The organism is Poseidonibacter lekithochrous (assembly GCF_013283835.1).
Taxonomy (GTDB): Bacteria; Campylobacterota; Campylobacteria; order Campylobacterales; family Arcobacteraceae; genus Poseidonibacter; species Poseidonibacter lekithochrous.
The window spans coordinates 2,927,809-2,948,100 of record NZ_CP054052.1; the positions used below are offsets into that span (position 1 = coordinate 2,927,809).

General features: G+C 26.8%; 17 protein-coding genes. All 17 read right to left on the minus strand.

All coding sequences use genetic code 11. The features are described from left to right. Positions 1-60: 60 nt before the first annotated feature. On the minus strand, positions 61-2,049 hold the full coding sequence (locus ALEK_RS14125) for a sensor histidine kinase (protein ID WP_071626940.1): 1,989 nt from the start codon (positions 2,047-2,049) through the stop codon (positions 61-63). Between the two features lie 3 nt (positions 2,050-2,052). Further along, positions 2,053-2,277, minus strand: coding sequence for a hypothetical protein (locus tag ALEK_RS14130; protein WP_071626939.1), 225 nt, complete (start codon positions 2,275-2,277; stop codon positions 2,053-2,055). Further along, on the minus strand, positions 2,268-3,449 hold the full coding sequence (locus ALEK_RS14135; RefSeq protein ID WP_071626938.1) for an MFS transporter: 1,182 nt from the start codon (positions 3,447-3,449) through the stop codon (positions 2,268-2,270). The genes ALEK_RS14130 and ALEK_RS14135 overlap by 10 nt, the downstream gene beginning before the upstream one ends. Beyond that, complete coding sequence (locus tag ALEK_RS14140) at positions 3,436-5,142, minus strand: molybdopterin-dependent oxidoreductase (RefSeq protein ID WP_071626937.1); 1,707 nt, start codon at positions 5,140-5,142, stop codon at positions 3,436-3,438. Before ALEK_RS14140 ends, ALEK_RS14135 begins: the two co-directional genes overlap by 14 nt. Next, on the minus strand, positions 5,129-5,836 hold the full coding sequence (locus tag ALEK_RS14145; protein WP_071626936.1) for an efflux RND transporter periplasmic adaptor subunit: 708 nt from the start codon (positions 5,834-5,836) through the stop codon (positions 5,129-5,131). Before ALEK_RS14145 ends, ALEK_RS14140 begins: the two co-directional genes overlap by 14 nt. Before the next feature lie 5 nt (positions 5,837-5,841). Continuing rightward, positions 5,842-7,305 carry a BatD family protein gene (locus ALEK_RS14150; protein ID WP_071626935.1) on the minus strand — a complete coding sequence of 488 codons (1,464 nt, stop codon included), beginning with the start codon at positions 7,303-7,305 and terminating at the stop codon, positions 5,842-5,844. An 8-nt stretch (positions 7,306-7,313) separates the two neighbouring features. Then, the gene (gene flhA, locus ALEK_RS14155) at positions 7,314-9,431 is read right to left on the minus strand and encodes a flagellar biosynthesis protein FlhA (protein WP_071626934.1); all 2,118 of its coding nucleotides are present in this window, start codon (positions 9,429-9,431) and stop codon (positions 7,314-7,316) included. 16 nt (positions 9,432-9,447) lie between these two features. Further along, on the minus strand, positions 9,448-10,587 hold the full coding sequence (flgL, locus tag ALEK_RS14160; RefSeq protein ID WP_071626933.1) for a flagellar hook-associated protein FlgL: 1,140 nt from the start codon (positions 10,585-10,587) through the stop codon (positions 9,448-9,450). Beyond that, the gene (fliI, locus tag ALEK_RS14165) at positions 10,584-11,888 is read right to left on the minus strand and encodes a flagellar protein export ATPase FliI (protein ID WP_071626932.1); all 1,305 of its coding nucleotides are present in this window, start codon (positions 11,886-11,888) and stop codon (positions 10,584-10,586) included. Before fliI ends, flgL begins: the two co-directional genes overlap by 4 nt. Next, on the minus strand, positions 11,888-13,882 hold the full coding sequence (locus ALEK_RS14170; RefSeq protein WP_071626931.1) for a tetratricopeptide repeat protein: 1,995 nt from the start codon (positions 13,880-13,882) through the stop codon (positions 11,888-11,890). The genes fliI and ALEK_RS14170 overlap by 1 nt, the downstream gene beginning before the upstream one ends. A gap of 3 nt (positions 13,883-13,885) precedes the next feature. After that, a complete protein-coding gene (gene flhB / locus ALEK_RS14175; protein WP_071626930.1) occupies positions 13,886-14,935 on the minus strand; it encodes a flagellar biosynthesis protein FlhB in 1,050 nt (349 codons plus the stop codon). 9 nt (positions 14,936-14,944) lie between these two features. Then, entirely contained in the window at positions 14,945-15,694 is a 750-nt protein-coding gene (locus tag ALEK_RS14180) for a flagellar biosynthetic protein FliR (protein WP_071626929.1), read from the minus strand. A 2-nt stretch (positions 15,695-15,696) separates the two neighbouring features. Beyond that, positions 15,697-18,264, minus strand: coding sequence for a flagellar hook-length control protein FliK (locus ALEK_RS14185; protein ID WP_071626928.1), 2,568 nt, complete (start codon positions 18,262-18,264; stop codon positions 15,697-15,699). A gap of 2 nt (positions 18,265-18,266) precedes the next feature. Continuing rightward, complete coding sequence (gene flgC, locus ALEK_RS14190; protein WP_071626927.1) at positions 18,267-18,737, minus strand: flagellar basal body rod protein FlgC; 471 nt, start codon at positions 18,735-18,737, stop codon at positions 18,267-18,269. A 12-nt stretch (positions 18,738-18,749) separates the two neighbouring features. Then, the gene (fliE, locus tag ALEK_RS14195) at positions 18,750-19,058 is read right to left on the minus strand and encodes a flagellar hook-basal body complex protein FliE (protein ID WP_071626926.1); all 309 of its coding nucleotides are present in this window, start codon (positions 19,056-19,058) and stop codon (positions 18,750-18,752) included. Positions 19,059-19,068: 10 nt separating this feature from the next. Then, positions 19,069-19,401: a hypothetical protein gene (locus ALEK_RS14200; RefSeq protein ID WP_071626925.1), complete on the minus strand. Its 333-nt coding sequence runs from the start codon at positions 19,399-19,401 to the stop codon at positions 19,069-19,071. Positions 19,402-19,468: 67 nt separating this feature from the next. After that, positions 19,469-20,290, minus strand: coding sequence for a P-loop NTPase (locus tag ALEK_RS14205; RefSeq protein WP_071626924.1), 822 nt, complete (start codon positions 20,288-20,290; stop codon positions 19,469-19,471). Between the last annotated feature and the right edge of the window lie 2 nt (positions 20,291-20,292).

The window sequence follows — 20,292 nt, forward strand, 5'->3', positions numbered from 1 at the left end:
GGATTCAAAGAAAAACTAGTTTAGATTTTTTAGGCTAATTAAAAGGTTTGTTTCTAAAGGTTAAGAATTATCCATAGGTAATGAAATTTTAAAAGATGCACCATTATAAATCACATCTTCAATAATAAACTCTTCATTGTTTACTGATATTTTCCCATTCATATGATTAACTAAAATTTGTTTTGTCATATACAATCCAACACCCGTACCTAAGCTTTTTTCTTTTGTAGTAAAGTATGGTTGGAATATCTTTTCAAGATTCTCTTTAGGAATTCCACCTCCACTATCTTTGATTACAATACAAGCTTCATTCTCTTCTTGGAAAACATCAATTACAATAACTCTTTTCCCTTCAATTTGTTCAATTACAGAGTCTCTCGCATTATTTAGGATATTAAGTACTGCTTGTAATAATTCATTCTTAATAGCTTTGATTTCTATACTATTAAAGTTTGTAATTACTTTTATATAATTGTTTTGCATTGAGGCAGCAATTAGGTTAATATTCTTTTCCATTAAAGATACTAAATCAAATTTTTCAACTTCTTTATTATCAATAAAAAAGTTTCTAAAGTCATCAATTGTACTAGATAGATGTTTTGTAGTATCAATAATTTTTTGTAAGTCTTTTTTTAAATCATCTTCTTTTAATGTTTTATAATCAACCTTAATAACTGAACCACTAGCAATTGTAGAAATTATACTTAAAGGTTGTCGCCATTGATGAGCAATATTACCAATCATTTCACCCATTGCTGCCATTTTAGATTGAGAATAAACCATTTGGTCTTTTTTTCTATTCTTTCGTACTTCATCTTTGAATTTCTTTTTTAGTTTATCATTTAGTATTTCTAATTGATTTGTTTTTTCTACAACTTTTACTTCAAGTGTTGCATTTATATTTCGAAGTGCATTTTTTTGGCTTTCTATTCTTTTTTGATAAGTTGTTAGTATTTGATTGATTTTGATTGATAGAAAATAAGATAAAATACTTGCAACTAGAACAAAAGCTGCTGCTATTTGAGTTGACTCTTTTATTATCTCTTCTCTTTTTAGCTCATTTTGTTCTTTTATATTATTAAGATAAGTAGATATATTATTGATATCTAAACTTAGAGTAATAACCCAATCCCAAGTATCAACATAATTAAATACATATAGTTTATAAGTGTTTTTATTAATCTCTTTCCATATATATTCATATTTACCATTTGATAAATCAGCTTTAGATTTTTTTTGATATTGCCATAAAAGTTCATTTATTTCTACATCTTTTTCAATATCTTTAAACTCTATTTTTTTGTTTTGTTTTTCTCTGAGGTTTTGAATAATTCCAAAGTTTTTATCTAAAGTAAAAATATTTCCATAAGTTTCAATACTCATTAAATTTAGTCTATTTAAAACCTCTTTTTTTGTAATCTTTTCATAATCATTTAAATATAAAGAATAAGATACTGTAAGTTTTAACTTCTCAAAGTTTTTAATATACGTTAATTTTGTTAACTCTTTAATCTCTAAGTTCTTTTCATAGAACTCTTTATTTACAATATAACCTTCTTTTTTAACTCCAAGTAATTCATTATATTTAAATATAAATTCCTTACTTAAAGAAGAGGTATTTGATAAAAAACTATTCTCTTTTTTTGAATAGTCATTTATAAAATACCTACCAGTATCTTTATTATTGATTTTATTTAAATCTGATAATAGACTTATTTTAATTTGAGATATTCTCTCAGTATTTAAATCTTTATTTATATGTTTTGATAGTAAGGATCCAGCAATATCTACTTTTAATTTTATTTTATTTTTTACAATATTTATTGAAGTTGCTTTTTTGAATTTAATATATGAGTTAATTGAAGAGACAATTGGTTCTAGCCTTAATTGTTCTTCCTTTAAGAAGTTTTGTTTTAGATTTATAAAATCACTCTGGAAGTTTTTTTCAGCATTTTTAATATGTAAAAATGTAAAAATTCCAGAGGTTAATATTATAAATAATATTGGTACGACAAATATAAATTTTGATATATATTTCTCTTTAAACATGAGTTAGATTTTGAATTCTTTCTCTACGTCTTGAGCTTGTATTTGACCTTTTAATGTTAAATAAGAATCACTTACTAACTCTTCTTTTTTAAACTCTTTTAAAAATTTCTTTCCATCTTTTAATGAAAAAAGACCTGTCTCTTCAAGTTTTAAAACTATATCATTTAGAGTTTCTGATTCTTCTTTTTTATAGATTGCTAATAAAAATACTTTCTTATTTATATCCACTTTAATATCCTTGTATAATAAAAAGCGAAAAGGATAAATCCTAATCCTAATATGCTCGTAATTATAGCAAGTGAAGTTAAACTTGCCATTAACCCAATAAATAATGTTGTAAGCACACAAGCCATCATAAAAAACATATCATTATAAGAAATTACTCTCCCTAAATACTTCTCATCACACTGATCTTGTAATAAAGCATAAGTAAAGGACCAAAGAATAGTAGTAAAAAATCCAGTAAAGAAAATAGTGAATAATGATACATAAAAATTAAACTGAGTAAGTCCCCATAATATAATAGCTATACCTTGAAGAATTAGTACATAATGTAAATTATTCTTATTCACATATTTTGATATAAATACAGGACCTATCATTAAGGCAACAGCTCTAGTTGCATTTGAAATACCAATAGCTAAAGGTACTGCTATTACATATTTATACTCATTTTTTGCAAGTAATGTAACTAAAGTATCAAAAGAAGTTAATCCCACACATGAATGCAAAAATATTAAATGAAGAATAATTCTATTGTTTTTAATATAAAGAAAACCATCTTTTATAAGCTCCCATATTTTATCTTGAACAATAGAAGCTTTTACTTTAAAATCAATATTTATAAAGACTATTAAAGCAACAAGAAAAAACATTGAATCAATAATAAAAGCAATTTTAATACCTACAAAATTTACTATTATTCCACTCATTGCCATTCCTGCAGCATAAGTAAAAGACCATATAATTGAATGAATTTCATTTACTTGTTGTAAAGCTTTTCCATTTAATAATTTTGCTAATAAAGACATTTCAGTTGAGAAAAACATAGATGCAGCACTCATACGAACAAATATAAATATCATTAAAAGCCAAATATCATTTTGATTATCTATGGTTAAAAAACATAAAGTCATAATAAGTTCAATGGATAATAAGGAAACCATTAAAGGTTTGATTTTAAATCTATCAATAATCGCACCAGAGAAAGGTGCAATTATTACAGCAGGAATAAAGTGCATCGCAGCAACAACGGAAATAGCAAGTTCAGTAGAACCAAACTCAACTAACATTGTATAAATAGCTACGTTAGAAAACCATGCACCAAAGTATGCAATAAATTGAACTAAAGATAAATCCCTAATTACCTTATGTTCACGGAAGAGTTTACGATAATTCAATGTTAATTAAAACCTCTTGGAACATAGCCGAGTTTGAATCTTCATCTTCTTTATTTGGTGTTAGGTAGTTTGTATTCTTGTTTCCAGCAAAAAAGAAAGCACATGACTCTTTTATATCATTTGATAAGCTAACAGTAAATTGTGCTTCTCCATATTTTGAAGATATTTTAACTATATCACCATTACTATATCCAGTTGATTCATGTAAATATACATTATTATCAATCTTAAATTGTGAGTTTAAAGAGCTTTTACTTTTAGCAGTGATTAAATAGAAGTTATCTTCTGTTTTATCTTTGTATAAAGGTTCAACTTCAATATCTTCAATAAATTCAAATGTTTCTAAAGTAGGATATTCCACTTCTTTATCTTTATAATATTCAAAAGCTTCATCTTCAGAACATAATGCTTGATAATCAAACTTTTCAATTAAATAAGAAGCTAATTCATACTCACTAATTGTTCCTTCTTCTTTGTCTTTTTGAATATAAGATAAAGACTTATGTCTATTTCCATAAGATAATCTTACATCTTTTTTAGAAAGGAATGAACATGAAGGAATAATTAAATCTGCATATTCACATGTATCATTATATGTTGTACCAAAAAATACAACAAATGATTTTTTTAATCCATCTATTACAGCTTGAGTATTAGGAGCAGAAACAACTGGGTTTGCACCTTGAATAAAAGAAAGTTCATAATTTCCAAAATCAACTTCTGGAACTGCAATCTTTTTATTTTTACCTTTTATTGCAAACTGTTTATCATATCCATAACCTGAATCACTTAAATACCAAAGGCCACCAGCTGTATTTGGATTATGATATCCCATGTAAGCTGCAAAACCATCAATACATCTAGTAATCTGAGAGCCTTCAAGATACTTCTGAACTCCAAGACCTAACATAATAGCTACGCTTTTACCTTCAACCATATCAAAAAGTTTATATGCCTCATCTAGTGATACACCTGTTGTTGCTTCATAAGATACTAAAGGTCTATTTTTAGCAATATCAAAAAACCAATCAGAACCTTCTGTATACTCCTCTAAAAACTCTTCATCTTCAGCTCTATTCATAAATGCTAATCTAGTTAAAAACAGAGCCAATTCATAATCTGTTTTAGGATTAACTTTCATATGAAGCTCTGATTTTTTTGCAATTGGTGTAGTAATTGGATCAATAGTAATAAATGTTTTATCTTTTACTTGATTATATAAATGAGATGATGTTACTGAGAAGTTTCTTCCCCATACTATAATTACATCAGCATCTAATAATTTATCAATACTAGGATTAATCACAGCACCTCTAGATGCTTCAATTCCAGCACCTCCACCACCATCACATAAACTACCTTTTGTTAAAGCTGAACCATATTGAGTAAAGAAGTTTTTAGGAGCACTTTGCATTAATCCTAAGTTTCCACTTCCATTATAATAAATACTTTTTTCAGCTTCTGTACTTTTTAATTTCTCTTCTAAAATATCAAGAGCTTTTTCTAAAGAAATATCTTCATTTTTATATTTTGCACTTTTTAAATTATCTTCTTTTAATAAAGAAGCAAAGTTCACACATAGTTTTTTATTAGTAATATTCTCATTAGAACCTTTTATATTACCATCAATATTTTCACCTTGACAAGCATCATAACAGTCTAATGGACATGCTACTTTTTTATTTGAATTCAATTTTTACCAACCTTGAGAATACTTTCACATTATCTAAAACTATTTTTACTTTATAAGATGAAATATGAGAAGAATCTGCAACTTCATATACTTTATTGATTTTTAAATCTGTTTTCTTTCCATCTAAATATATAACTTTATTTTTAATACTTTCTACATTTGAAATAGGAACAAAAAACTCTAATTTTGCTTTTGATAAGTCTTTTGATTCATATAATAAAGTCCCAGGAGTTACATAGTCATCTTTTTTTACTGAAATATTAAAAATATAGTTTGATTTTTCAACTAATTTTTTATTAGAAATACTATCTTTTAGTGTTTCAATTTTTACTATAATATCAGCTTTACTAGATTCTAAATTAACAACTTTTAATTTTTGAGTATCTTTTTCAAAAGCAGATTTAGAAGAAATACTTTTTAATCTCTTATAGTTTGTATTTTCAATCTTAATCATTTCATTAAATAGTTTTAATTTCTTTTTTGATTGTTCTAATTCAATTTTATTTACTTTAGAATCTATTTGAACAACAACACTATTATTTGCAAAAGAACCTTCTACTTTTTCATTTGAGAAAGTTACTTTCCCAGAAACTGAAGACTTCACTTTATAATTTTCAAAAGGCTCAAGTTTTGCGTAATATTCACTTGCCATAAGGCTATTAATTAATAAAAAACAAAATAGTAATACTTTCATATAATTTATCCTTTTAATTCTATTTGTTTGAGTAGTTTAATAATTTCTTTTTTTAATGTTTTAAAATCACCCTGCTTTTCTAAATCAAAAATCAACTTATCCAAAGAAGAATTTGTTTTAATAAAAGGAGATAAGATTTTTAATAAATCATTACTTGAAGAAGAGGCTTTTATTTTCTTTAATAGTGGCCTATCATTAAACTCTTTTTTTTCTTTCTGTTTTATAACATAATAATATAAACCAAATATTAATAATGTACTAATAATACCCAAAGAAAAATATAAAATATTATCTTTTATTGAGCTTTTTTCTACAACTTTTATTTGAGTCATATTTTGCACACTATTATTCTTTTTCTCTAGTGTAACAGGAGTGATGTTTTCATTTTTATTTTCAACTTCTATTACAAATGATTTTGTTTCTTTTGTAATAACTTTGTTTTCTAATTTATTGAAATAAGATAGTTTTACAGAAGGAATTGTTGTATTTTTATTTAATAAAAGTGAGAAAACTTTTGTATAAGATCCAGTATATTTTCCATCTTTAAAAGAAGCTATTATTTTAGGTTTATTTTCAAAAATTGTAGCTTCTTTTAAATCTAATTTAATATCTTTTATATCATCAATATTTCCTACTCCATCAACTTTTAGTCGATAAGAAATAGATTCACCCTTTTTTACTTTTGTTTTATCAAGCTTGGCTTCTATATCAAAATCACCTATTAAATCAACACCAGAAGGTAAATCCTTTGCCTTAAGATCTAAAGCATTTGAATAAACTTTAAAAGTACTCAACCCATTTGAAAACATTGCATAAGCACTTTTTCTAGGATCTACCATTTGTGTATGTATTATCATTGGTGTTATTTCTAATAGTCCAGCTTTTAGAGGGAATAATAAAAAGTTTAATTCTTGTACAACAAAATTTCCATCTTCATACTGCTTTGAACTATTTAGTTGTTTGAACCAAAAGTTATTAAAGTTTGGCTGTTCAAATGATAAATCAACTATTTGTGAGTGTTTTTTGTATTTAAAAACAACTGTTAAAATAATATCTTCACCAACATAAACATCATTTTTATTAGTTTTAATTGTTAAATCAAATAATTCTGATTTAGTCTTCTTAGCATTTACTAATTTAACTTCTTTGATTTTTGTGATATAAAGTTTATCATCAATTTTAAATTCTAAGGGAGGAAGAGTTATATCACTTGTAGGTTGCAAAGAATAAACTTTTTTGATTTTTTTTGTTATTCTTGAGTTTATTATATTAGTAGAATTATAAGATTGTATTACATCAACTGTAAAACCATCTATCTCTTTGATTTCAGGGAAAATTATATCATCCCCACTTGCTTCAATAGCAAAAAGTAAAGACTCACCTTTTATTATAGAAGAAGGAATCTCTATTTTTACATTAGAAAAAGATATTGTAACAAGAGTTATTAATATTATTAAAAATCTAATCACCAAGTCTCCTAAAAGTCTAATGTACCTTCAATAGCAAAGTTTGCTTTTGAATCAAGTTCCGCATGGGATATAACTGCAACTTGAAGGCCAAATTTTTCGTATATTTCTGAAATTCTTTTTCTTAAAACAGGATCAACTACCATTGCAACTTTATTGAAACCTTTAGCTTCTATTTGTTCAATTAAAGATTTTGTATGTGTCACAAGATTATTGATCTCAGCAATTGATAACATAAGCTGACTAGCTCCATGTTGATCTTGTAGTTTTCCAATAAATTGTTGTTCTAACTCTGGTTTAATAGTAACAATATGTAAAATACCATCATTATCTAAAAACTTCTGAGTAATTAATCTATATAACTTAGATCTTACATGCTCTAATAATACATCAGGAGCTTTTGTAAACTCTGCAATATCTGCAATTGCTTCAATAATTGTAAGCATATCTACAATAGGTATCTTCTCATGTAATAAGTCTTTAGATACTTTTAGTAATGAACCATAAGAAGTAACTTTCATAGCTTCTTCAACTACAATAGGGAAATCTTTTTTCAATCTATCAACAATATCTACAATATCTTGTCTAGTAATAATATCTTCAGAGTGTTTTTTAATTACTTCTGAGATATGTGTAGAGATAATTGTAGGAGCATCAACAACAGTAAAACCTTTCATTAAGGCTTCTTCTTTTAAATGTTGTGCAATCCAAGTTGCTTCTAAATTAAATACAGGTTCTTTTACTTTTAAACCTGGAAGTTTTTCATTACCTAAACCACCCATTGCTAATAATTTATCAATCTCAACTCGTCCTTTTACTAAAGGAATTCTTTTTAAATATAATTGATATTCATTAGGTGATAAACTAGCATCATCAGAGATTCTAATTTGAGGAATAATAAATCCAAGTTCTGTTGCAATTGTTTTTCTAATAGCTTTAATTTTGTCTAATAATTCTGAGTTACCTTGAACTAATTGAAGTAATCTAATTCCTAATTTTAACTCAAGAACTTCAAGCTTCATAATAGTTTCAATAGTCTGTTCGTCATTAGCAGCACTTGCTTGTTTTTTCTTCTCTTTTATAACATCAACATTATCACTAATTTTAGCTTTTTTCTTTTCAGGTTCAGTTTTAAAGAATCTAGTTAATGCATTATCAACATCTTGTTCTATAAGATTTATTGTGTATCCAATAAATATCATTAATAATCCCATAAATACTAAAATACCAGCAGGGAATCCAGGAACAAATCCAAATAAAATCATACCCATACCAACTAACACTAGTGATTTAGAATCTTTAGCAAGTTGCATAATAGATTGATTAGCAAATTTATCTTCATCCATATTAGATCTAGTAATAATAATAGCAGTTGCAGTTGATAAAATTAAAGCAGGTAATTGAGCTACTAATCCATCACCAATAGTTAAAATAGTATAAATTCTACCACTTTCAGATACTGTTAAATCATGCTGGAATAGACCAATTAATAATCCACCAATTAGGTTAACTAAAGTAATAATAATACCAGCAACAGCATCACCTTTTACGAACTTAGACGATCCATCCATTGCCCCATAGAAACTAGCTTCAGAAATTAAAGACTTTCTTCTCACTTGCGCTTCTTTATCATCAATAAATCCTGCATTTAAATCCGCATCAATTGCCATTTGTTTACCAGGCATTGAATCAAGTGTAAATCTTGCAGTAACTTCCGCAACCCTTGTTGCACCCTTAGTAACAACCATAAAGTTAATAAGAACTAGAATAATAAATACAATAACCCCAATTACCATATTTCCACCAACAACAAAGTCACCAAAGGCTGAGATAATAGAACTTACCGCATCAGGACCATTGTGTCCCTCACTTAAAATTGACCTTGTAGTTGCAATATTCAAGGACAGTCTAAACAGTGCAAGAATAAGAATAATAGTTGGGAAAGTAGTTAAATCAGAAGGTTTCTGAATATACAGTGAAATTAATAGGATTAATAATGATAAAGATAAAGATATTACCAAGAAAAAATCCAGCATCCCTTTTGATAAAGGGACGATGATAATCGTTAAAATTGCTACAAATAATGCAACAATAAATAAATCTTTTGTAAATATCTTTTTAAAATTCATCTAGGTAAATAATTAATTATCTAAGAAAATTAACTAATGACAATTGATTAGTTTTGTTAATTGTTGAATATAATGCTGTGTATGTTAATTCTAATGCTTTTGATTCAACAGCTAGTTTTGATAAATCTGCTGCTCCAATTTCTATAGATAATACATTGTACTGAGTAAGTTTTGCTGTAACTTTCTCTTGTGATAATTCGAATACTTTGTTTCTTCCACCAAGTTCTGCATGGGCAACGTTAATTGCATCATAAGAATCATTGATTTCATTAATACCAGTATTTAAAGCTGCATCTGCAACTGCATCACTAACAGGGTTTCCTGCTGTATCAACTTTATTTAAAGCATTAATTACACTATTTAAAGCTTCAAAAATATTAGTTTTTGCTTCAAATTTTGTTCCATCTGCTGTTCCAACATTCGCTGTATAAACAGGTGGTGTTGCAGCATTATTAGTTACAGGTAGTGTTGTTGTAGTAACATTACCATCTAAATCATATTTAACGATATTAGTTTTAGTTGCATCAAGTTTCCATTCAGAACCATCTTGATCGATAATCCTATCACTTTCTTTGAAACTTAAATTTGGGTCACCTTTTGTAGCCACGTCTGATGAATACATCATCATATCAAAGCCATTTACACCCTTATCTCGGTAAGAACCTTCTTCCACTGCAATTTTTCTTAACTGGTTATCACCATTATAAGTAACATTACCATTTGCATCTTCAATAAATGGTTTAACAGAAGAATCAGAACCTGCAAATAAATATTCGCCATCTACTCTACTATTTGCCAAGTCAAGAATATTTTGTTTAACTCCAGAAATACTAATAGCAATAGATTTTTTACCCTCTGGCGTTGTTGTATCAGTGTTTGCTTTTAAAAGTTCGCTTTTTACTTGTTCCATTAATCTTTTAACTTCTGTTAAAGCAGAATCAGAAACATCGTTATGAACATTTGTTCTAGTTATTTGAGTTTGAATACCTTCAAAAGTTTTTATTTTGTCATCAACAAAAATTTCTCTTGAGTAAAGTACAGAATCATCACTACCATTTTCTAGTTTTTTTCCAGTACTAGTTTGATAAGAAATTCTTTTTTGCTCAGCATTTAAATTATCTAAATGATATAAAGTCTGTTGTGTTTGATTAATCATTCTAAAACCTTTCTAAACATTGCTACAATTTCATTAAAATTGTAACGTTCTTGAGTACTTTGAGTTAAAAATTCTCTAATTTTCTCTTTTTTAGCCATTGCAGCGTCAAGTTCAGCATCCATGCCAGGTTTATATGCCCCAACTCTAACTAAAACTTCGTTTTCCTTTATTAAAGATAATACTCTTTTTAACTTTAAAAAGTCATTATAATGTTCATTATTAACAACTTTGTCCATTACCCTTGAAGCTGATTTTAGAAGATTAATTGGAGGATAAAAACCCTGTTCAGTTAATTCTCTTGTTAAAACAATATGCCCATCTAAAATAGATCTACTCTGATCAGCAACGGGATCATTCATATCATCACCATCAACTAATACAGTAAAAAATGCAGTTAATGAACCTTTATCATTATTTCCAGCTCTCTCCATTAATTGAGGTAATAAAGCAAACACTGAAGGCGGATAACCACGACTTACAGGTGGTTCACCAGTACTTAATCCAATCTCTCTTTGAGCCATTGCAAATCTTGTAACAGAATCCATCATAAGTAAAACATCATGACCTTTATCTCTAAAGAACTCAGCAATTGCCATAGCAGTAAAAGCTCCATATTTTCTCATTAGAGCCGATTCATCTGAAGTAGCTGCAACAATTACGGTATTTTCTAAATTATTATCTAAATTATAATGAATAAATTCAGGAATTTCACGCCCTCTTTCCCCAATTAAAGCTATAACTTTAATTTGAGCTTCACAACCTTTAACAATCATTCCCATAAGTGTTGATTTACCAACTCCTGAACCTGCAAAAATACCAACTTTTTGCCCTTTTCCAGAAGTTAACATTGAATCAATAGATTTAACACCAGTTGAGAATTTTTCATCAATTATTCCTCTCTCTAGTGGAGGCATTGAAAGTTTATTAATTGCAGAATTCTCTCTTAATTCTTGAGGTTTACCTTTATCATCAATAGGCTCACCCAAAGCATTTACAACTCTTCCTAATAATCCATAACCACACTTAACAGATAAACCTTCTTTTTGAAGGTAAACTTTATCATGAATTCTAAAACCTTCAATAAATGAAAATGGTACAATTGTAAAAGATTCACTATCAATTGAAGCAACCATTCCCAAAACCGTATATAAGTGCTGTACAGATTCAATTTTTACAATATCACCAACTGCTACTTCTAAACCTACAGCTGTAACTGTTGTTGTTGAAATGTGTTTAATTCGTCCAAATGCAATGGCTAAGTTTGTTGAGTCAATACTATCTATAAAACTATCTAAATCCATTACATCTCATCACACATTTTTTTATATAAACTATCACTTGTTCCTTTTACTTCTTTACATTTTAAAATGTATTCATCTCTTTTTAGGTCATTTCCTAAATTTTCATATGATTTCAAAATATCATAATAGATTTTTACTTCATCATTAGATCTTACTTTTCTACTATTTTTTAAGGACTCTAATAAATAATCTAATGATTTTTCAATATTGTTATTATCTTTTTCTAATCTTGATAATTCTGTTTCAACGAATGGTGAATAGACAAAAGCTTTAATATCTTTTTGTTTTTCATACAGTTTAGTCAAAATATCATTTGCTTTATCGTTCTCTTCTTTTTTTAATAAATATAGATAATAATCATAATAAAAATCAACAATAACAGGATTATTTTCATTTTGTTTTATAAAATCTAAATTCCGTTTTGTATATGAAAAGAATTTATCTAAAGAAAGACTTTCATCTTTTGATTTTAGTATTTGATATCTATATAAAAACTCTTTTGCTAAGACATCTTTATTATCAACCATTTCAACTTTTGATGAAAAATCTAAGGCTTCATCTGTTAAACCTAAAACAAATGCCATTCGCTCTAAATATAAATAAATATTAGCATCTCTACTTTTATTAAATGTCACTTTTACTTGATTATAAGCCTTCTCATAAGGAGCTTCAGTAAGACATTCAAAAAATTTATATTTAATTGTCTCATCTTCTATTAATTTAGTTAAAGTTTCACTTCTTGAACTTTGAAGAGCTGTGTTTAATTCAAAACATTTACCTTGATTTAATAACTCACGAATTCTATCAATATTAACTTCATCAAATATAGCATTCATAGAATCATAACCAAATCGTTTAGCAATAGTATTTGAAATATTCTTATATATTTTTTTAGATCTTAATATTTTTTCAAATTTTTTATCTTCTTTATCAATCAATAACTCTTGCAATAAAGATTTTTGTTGCATAGATTCTGAATAATCATATTTATTTGATAATACAGAAGGTTTAATTCTATTTTGTCTCATTAAAATTTCATCAAGATACATTTTTGATTTTTTAAAATAAGCACCTTGGGAATAATCAGTAATAATATCTTTATATAACTCTTTTGCTTTTTCTAAATAAAAATTAGTTCTATCATACATAAGCATATATGTATTTGCTAATTTAAATTTAAAGTCTTCAATTGATTCTTCTTTACTTGTTCTATTTAATAACTCTTTTAAAATATCAGCTGCATGTTCTGGCATTCCAGCTTTAATTAGTTTGTTAATTTTTTTATTAGCTAAATAAGAATCATTTGCATAATAATCTATATTGCTTTTTAAAACTTTTGCTATTAACTCATTTGCTTTATCAAACTCTTCACTTGCAATATATAAATCAAAAAGTTCATCAGCAACAATTGTTGCAATCATTTTATCATCAGTTTTTGTTAAAATACTATATAAAACTCGGATAGCTTTTTTATTGTTTTTTTGATATTTATATACTTTTGCTAAATAAATTTTTCCGTAAGTTTTTGTAAGTTCATCATTAAAATTATTGATAATTATTTCTGCAAAATACTTAGCATCTTTTGCTTTATTTGAATTTAGTTTTAAATCAACTAATAACATATATGCTTTTGATAAATCATACTCATTTATTCTAGAAGAATTAATAGCTTCCTCTAAAACTTTTGCAGCATCAACGATATATCTTTTTGATACTTTTTTTAATGATAGTTCTGCATATAATATTATGATATCAGATTCTAAAACTTTTAATTTATTTTTTTCTTTAAAATCTTTAATTTGTGCATAAGCATCATCAATTTTACCCTCTTTTGCAAGTAATCTTGCATTTTGGATTAAATCAAAACCATCAGCAATAGTTTGTTTTCTTTGTTGGGAAATTTGAGCTCCAGAAGAGTTTATAAAACTATAATAAAAGTCTTTTTTTGCATAAATAGTACTAAGGAATAAAAAAAATATAATTAAAAGTTTCACTCTTTACCTTTTCTTTTTTAACTCATAAACATAAGAGAAAATCTCTGCTAAAGCTTTATAAAATTCACTTGGAATTTGTTGTTCTATCTCTATTTGATCATGTAAAGCCCTAGCTAACGCAGGGTTTTCAATAATTGGAATATCATTTTCTTTTGCAATATCTTTAATTTTTATTGCAATAAAATCAATACCTTTTGCTACAATTTTTGGTGCAGAGTCAACAGTATTATCATACTTCATAGCTACAGCATAATGGGTAGGATTAGTAATAACAACATCAGCATCAGGCACTTCAGTCATCATTCTTTTCTGAGCCATTTCCATTTGAATTCTACGAATTCTACCTTTTACTAAAGGATCACCATCCATGTTTTTATATTCATCTTTAATATCTTGTTTACTCATACGTAAAGACTTCATATAATAATGTTTTGTAAAATAAAAATCTATTATAGCAAAAATAATTATAATTAGTAGTATAGCCCCAAGAAAGTACCCTGTAAGCTCTATCATCGTACTAATTGTACCCATGGTTTCTTTGTCCATCATTGCAAGAATCATGTCCCCAGTAAAGAGAAATAAAAGAACCATAACAATAATAATAACTGTAAGTTTTGCTGTTAATTTAAAAGCCTCAATTAGCTTTTTTAATCCAAAAACATTCTTCATTCCTTTAATAGGATCAAGCTTTTGTAAATCAATTTTTAAAGGGGTTACAATCATTCCAAATTGAACCCAATTAAATACAAAAGTTAATAAAATCACAAGAGCAAATAAAGGTAATAATGAACTAATCATTGTCATAACCACAGTATAAGTTAGAGAATAAAATACAGTATTATCAAGTTCTTGTCCTATGAAACTATAGGAGAACATCATTAATTTTTTGATTTCACCCATAGTATGGGAAGAAAAGAATAATATATATAAAGATCCAAAAAATAGAATAGCCGCACCAGTAACTTCCATTGATTTGGAAACATTACCTTCCTTTTTGGCATCTTCTATTTTCTTGTCGGTAGGTTCTTCGGTCTTTTCATCTTCATCAGCCAAACTAATATCCTATTGAAATTTTGTTATAAAATAATTTGTAAAAGCCTCTGTAAAAGCTTCCATACCAAATATCAAGAATAAAAAAATCAATGCAAATTTCAATTGAAAGGTGATAACAAAAGGTGAAAATGCAGGCATAGATTTTGTACCATATCCATAATATATATCCATAATAAATCCAATAAAAAATAGAGGTAAGGCAAAAGCAAAAGCAAAAGAAAACATTCTTTTAACTTCATCAATTGCAATTTGAATACCATCATAAGAGAATATATCAAAAGTACCTAAATGAATCATGGCAAAACTTTTCACTAGTATAACAAGAGTCATTTCATACATTCCTGTTTGGAAAAATAGAGCAATTACAATCCAATATAATAGTCGTGAAACAAGACCCTCTTGTGAACCAGTTGAAGGGTCAAACATCATTGCCATTGATAAAGCAGTTGAGTACCCAACAAAATCCCCAATAATTCTAACAGCAGAAAACATAATATGTAAAAACATAGCAGCAACAGCACCTAAAGTAATTTCAGATAATAAACCTAATAAAAAAGTATCTTGAGTAATAGGAGTAGTTACATCAACTAAAGGAAATAAAAAAATAGTTATATAGAAGGCTAATGCAATTCTAATTCTTCCACTAACAGCAGCATCACCAAAGATAGGCATAAAAGCTACAAAAGCTAGAATTCTAGCAAGTAGAAGTAAAAAGGGGTATACAACATCCTCATTTAATAGAGATAAAAAAGCTTCCATTCTTATAAGTAGTCTAAATTCTTATCTTCAGATGTTTGATTATTTTCTCTTAATTCTAAAATAGATTGTGTGTTACTTCGAGAAAAAGATTTTTGTGAATTTTCACCATTATTAGATGATTGATCATTATTGCCTTCTTCTCCTGAACTAAAGTCAAGATTAAACTCAGCATCTTCTTCAAAAGTATTTTCTAACGCAGATTTTAAACCATTTTGACTATCAACAAATGCATCTAAAGTTGAACTATTAGAAATATTCATACTAATATTAATACCATTGTCTTTGTCATTCTTCATAACAATTGCAATTGAACCTAAATGCGCTGGGTTAAGATTAATTCTAAATGCAGTTACTGGTGGTTTGTAATTTTCATACATTTGTCTTGCTACATCAGACATCATTGTAGACATTTGTTGTTTTGCACCAATAATACGGGATTGAATACTTTGAGCTAAAGAAGGATTAATATTTAAAGTTACATCATTAGCATTATTAACAATATTATTAGTTGAAGTATTTGTATCATCAGATAAAATAGCTTTACTTGCTTCTATAGATTTATTTATAATATTTCTTGTATCATCATGATGAATATTTTTATTAAAAGCAACTCTATCTAAGAAATTTCTTTTTTCTATATTTGTATTATTAATATTTTTATTTTCTACATTTTCAACTTCAACATCAATTTTTTCAAGTTCTAAATCAAGTTTCTTAGCAGCAGACTTAACATTTTCAGTACTTTTTGCAGTTTTTACTTCATTAATAGCTTCTGTTTTTTTAGCTAAGTTTTGATTAGCATTAGTGTTTTTTTGTGTACTTAAATATATATTTGTTAATACATCTCTTGAATTTTTTTCACTGCTAGGCTTATTTGGATTATCTAAAGTTTTGCTTTGCTGATCAATTACTTTTTCATCTAATTTTTTATCGTCTACTTTTGTTTCAAGAGTTTTTTTATTGTCAACAATTTTATCAAATAAAGATTTTTCTTCTTTAGCTTGAGTTTTTACTTCTTCTTTTATTTCACTTTTATTTTCTAATGAAGTCTTGGGTAAATCAACTCTTTCTTCAGTTTTATTAGCTAATTTAGATAATTGTTCAGCAGCTTTTTCATTTTTTACTTCACTATTAACTACAGGTTTATCACTAGTTATTTTTTCTTCATTTTTTACTATTTTTCTATCAAGACTATTTTCGCTTATTATTTCTTTTGTATTTGATTGATTTAATTCAGTTTTTTTCGTTTCTATATTTCTAACATCAACATTTTTAGTATCTACTTGTTTTGTTTCTGTAGATTTTATTTCAGTATTTTTAGTATCTAAAATTTTAGTTTCTGTAGATTTCACTTCATTAGTTTTATTATTTAAAGTTTTTATTTCAGTGCTAATTTCATTATCTACATTTTGATTTAAAACAGTAGTTTTATTAAGGTTATTAGTTTCAGTTTTTTTATCTTTTTTATTAGTTTTTACTTCAGTATCAACTATTTCATTAGATATAGAATCATCCTCTATATTAGCTTTTATATCACTAGTTTTAATACTATTTTTTGTGTCAGTTAAATCTTTTTTATCTAATTTAGATGTTTCATCTGTTTTTAAAGAATCAATTAATTTATTTTTATTATCTTTAGAATCTACTAATTCATTCTTTTCTTTTGTATCAACATTAGTTTTTAGTTTAGGATTACTTACTTTTGAATTTTCTTCACTTTTAGTATTTAAATCTTTTTTTACTGTATTTAAAATATCAGTATTATTAATTACTTTATTATCAACTTTTGATTCAGTTTTATTTGTTTCATCTGTATTCTTTGTATTTTTTGTATTTTTTTCTAATACTTCAGAACTATTTTTTGTTTGATTATTAACTGAAGGATTATCCTTTAAATCAACATTTTTTATACTTCCTGTAGATACATTAACTTCTTTCGAATCTTTTTTATCAATTTTTTCCACATCTTTGCTAGGATTATCTTCATTCTTTTCTAAAACCGATTCTACTTTTTGTGAAGAACTATTAACTTTATTCTCACTTTTAGGATTATCATCTTTTTTACTTGTTTTAACATCATCATTAGATTCAGTCAAATTTGTTTTTTTAGAATCAGAAGGTTTTGTTTCTTTTTTCTCGATTTTTGTAGTGTTTTGAGGATTATCAACTATTTTAGTTTTAGCTTCTAAAATCATTCTATCTAATAAAGATCCAGAAGTTTTCACTTCAGGTTTTGTATTTTCTAAATTGTTTTCAGTTTTTGCTAAAATAGTATCTTTTTTTTCAGTTTTTGATGTTTCTTTTGTGTCCACTAAATCTTTTGTATTATTTACATCAACTTTTTTAGAATTTGTTGATACCTCTTCTTTTTTATCAGAACTAGAGATATTAGCATTTTTAGCAGATTTATCTATTGTAGTTTTTTCTTCATTATCAACTACTTTAGTTTTAGCATTTGTTAATAAAGAATCAAATAAAGAACTACCTTCTTTTTTTTCCTCTTTTACATTAACACTATTCGTATTTAAAGTTTTTGTTTCATTTGCTAATATATCTATTTGTTTACTCATGACTATGCTTTCAGAATATCTAATGTTTTTGTATCAATATTTTTATGAGTATTAAATGAAGCAACATTTGCCTCATAAGATCTCATAGCCTCAATTAAATCAACCATTTCAATTACTGGATTAATATCTGGATATGCAACATATCCCTCTTCATTAGCATCAGGATGGCTAGGTTCAAATCTAAGAACTGGTTTAGCATCAGATTCAATGATTGATTTTACACCAACCCCTCTATTTGCCATATCAGAGCTTTGATCTTTAATCATTCCATTTGTAATAGAACTTGTTTTATTTCTACCATTATTTTCAGCCATCAATACTTCTTCAAAAACAACTTGTTGTTTTTTGTATGGACCACCATCAATAGTACTTGTAGTTTTTGCATTTGCAATATTTGCACTAGTAACATTAATTCGTGTTCTTTGTGCACTCATACCAGAAGTTGATACATTATATCCGTCAAAAAATCCCATAACCTATCCTTCTTAAATTTGCATTCTACCGATTTCTTTATAAGCATTAATTGCTTTATTCTTAACTTCTAATGCTAGCTTCATAGTAAGTTCAGCTTCTTCAATTTGTTGTACTGCTTGTTGTAAGTTTGTAACCTTACCTGTTGCTATACCTTCCATTGCATTATAACCTTCAACTTGTTGTTTATTAACATCTGAAACAGCATCTTTTAACATGCCTTCAAAAGAACCAGCACCACTGTTATTAGTTTTAGTTTGATTGTTTTCATTTAAACTTAAACTTAATGGACTAATTGTATTCGATATTGAAGATATATTCATAAATTATTCCTTAACTAGCATTTTTATTTTTTTCTTCAGCAGCTACTATATCTTGAACATTAAGTTCACTAAGCATTGCTTCAATTTTTTCTTCATTATATTTGAAGTCTAATTCTTGTTTCTTATTATCTAGACTAAAAAATGAGATTATCATTGAAAGCATCATATTACTAAGACCTTTCAATATTACTGTAACTCCCATAATTCCAAAAAGCATTTCTAAGGGCGTGAAAAAGTCAGCATTAACTACAAAAAAGATTAAAGTAGCGAAAAATCCTGTAGCTATATATAGCCTAAAGATTCCACTATTAATCACATCTTGGGAGAATCTCTCTACTACCATGATGTTTTTTGTATCCTAACAATAATAAAAGCATTAGAGAAATTAAATGCTTGCACGTAATCAAACCTTAGTGAATATTTTTTAATAAATAGTCTATAATTACCTGCAATTGTTTAGTTGAATCATCTTGAATAAACTCATTAGTAAACAACTTTCTTAATCTACCAGTGGTAGAAATATTAGCAGATGTAGAGACATTACCTATATATTCTACCATAAAATCATTGTTTAGTCTATTTTTTTTCGCTAAATTCACTAAAGAATTTGCAATAGTTAAACCTATTTTATAATTTTTTGTATGGTTAAAACATAACATAAGCTTACTTTTATCAAAGGACAACATTTTCATAAGAGAATAAACATCTGTTAAGGCGCTAGGATCAGTAGTTGTAATAGCTAAAATATTATCTGAAATAGTTAAAAACTCTTTAACATAATCGTTTAATCCAGCCCCAGTATCTACTAAAATAATATCAAATTTATTCAAAGAAATAACATCTTGAACTATACGTGAAAACACAAAAGAGTTAGAGTGATTTGAATATTGGTAACCACTTTTTCCTGCTATTAAATATAAGTTATCATAAGAAGTTTTCAAGGTAACCTCTTCTAATGTTTTCATACCATCAATATAGTCAAAAAGTGTATATTTAGGTTTCATATTAAATAATACTTGCATATTAGCCAAGCCAATATCAGCATCAATTACTGCAACTTTTAAACCTCTTTGAGATAATAAAAATGCAATATTAGCAGTAAAAGTTGATTTACCAACTCCACCTTTTCCAGATGTTACTGTAACAAGTTTTGTTTTTGAGGGTTTAGAATTACGTACTCTATTAGTAAGCTTTATAAGCTTACTAGCTTGGGATGAAATAGTATCAAACAATA

Bases quoted from the DNA above. Each gene is read 5' to 3' on its own strand.
- ALEK_RS14125 (WP_071626940.1), bottom strand. From the start codon at position 2,049: ATGTTTAAAGAGAAATATATATCAAAATTTATATTTGTCGTACCAATA.
- ALEK_RS14145 (WP_071626936.1), bottom strand. From the start codon at position 5,836: ATGAAAGTATTACTATTTTGTTTTTTATTAATTAATAGCCTTATGGCA.
- flhA (WP_071626934.1), bottom strand. From the start codon at position 9,431: ATGAATTTTAAAAAGATATTTACAAAAGATTTATTTATTGTTGCATTA.
- flgL (WP_071626933.1), bottom strand. From the start codon at position 10,587: ATGATTAATCAAACACAACAGACTTTATATCATTTAGATAATTTAAAT.
- fliI (WP_071626932.1), bottom strand. From the start codon at position 11,888: ATGGATTTAGATAGTTTTATAGATAGTATTGACTCAACAAACTTAGCC.
- ALEK_RS14180 (WP_071626929.1), bottom strand. From the start codon at position 15,694: ATGGAAGCTTTTTTATCTCTATTAAATGAGGATGTTGTATACCCCTTT.
- ALEK_RS14185 (WP_071626928.1), bottom strand. From the start codon at position 18,264: ATGAGTAAACAAATAGATATATTAGCAAATGAAACAAAAACTTTAAAT.
- flgC (WP_071626927.1), bottom strand. From the start codon at position 18,737: ATGGGATTTTTTGACGGATATAATGTATCAACTTCTGGTATGAGTGCA.
- fliE (WP_071626926.1), bottom strand. From the start codon at position 19,058: ATGAATATATCTTCAATATCGAATACAATTAGTCCATTAAGTTTAAGT.
- ALEK_RS14200 (WP_071626925.1), bottom strand. From the start codon at position 19,401: ATGGTAGTAGAGAGATTCTCCCAAGATGTGATTAATAGTGGAATCTTT.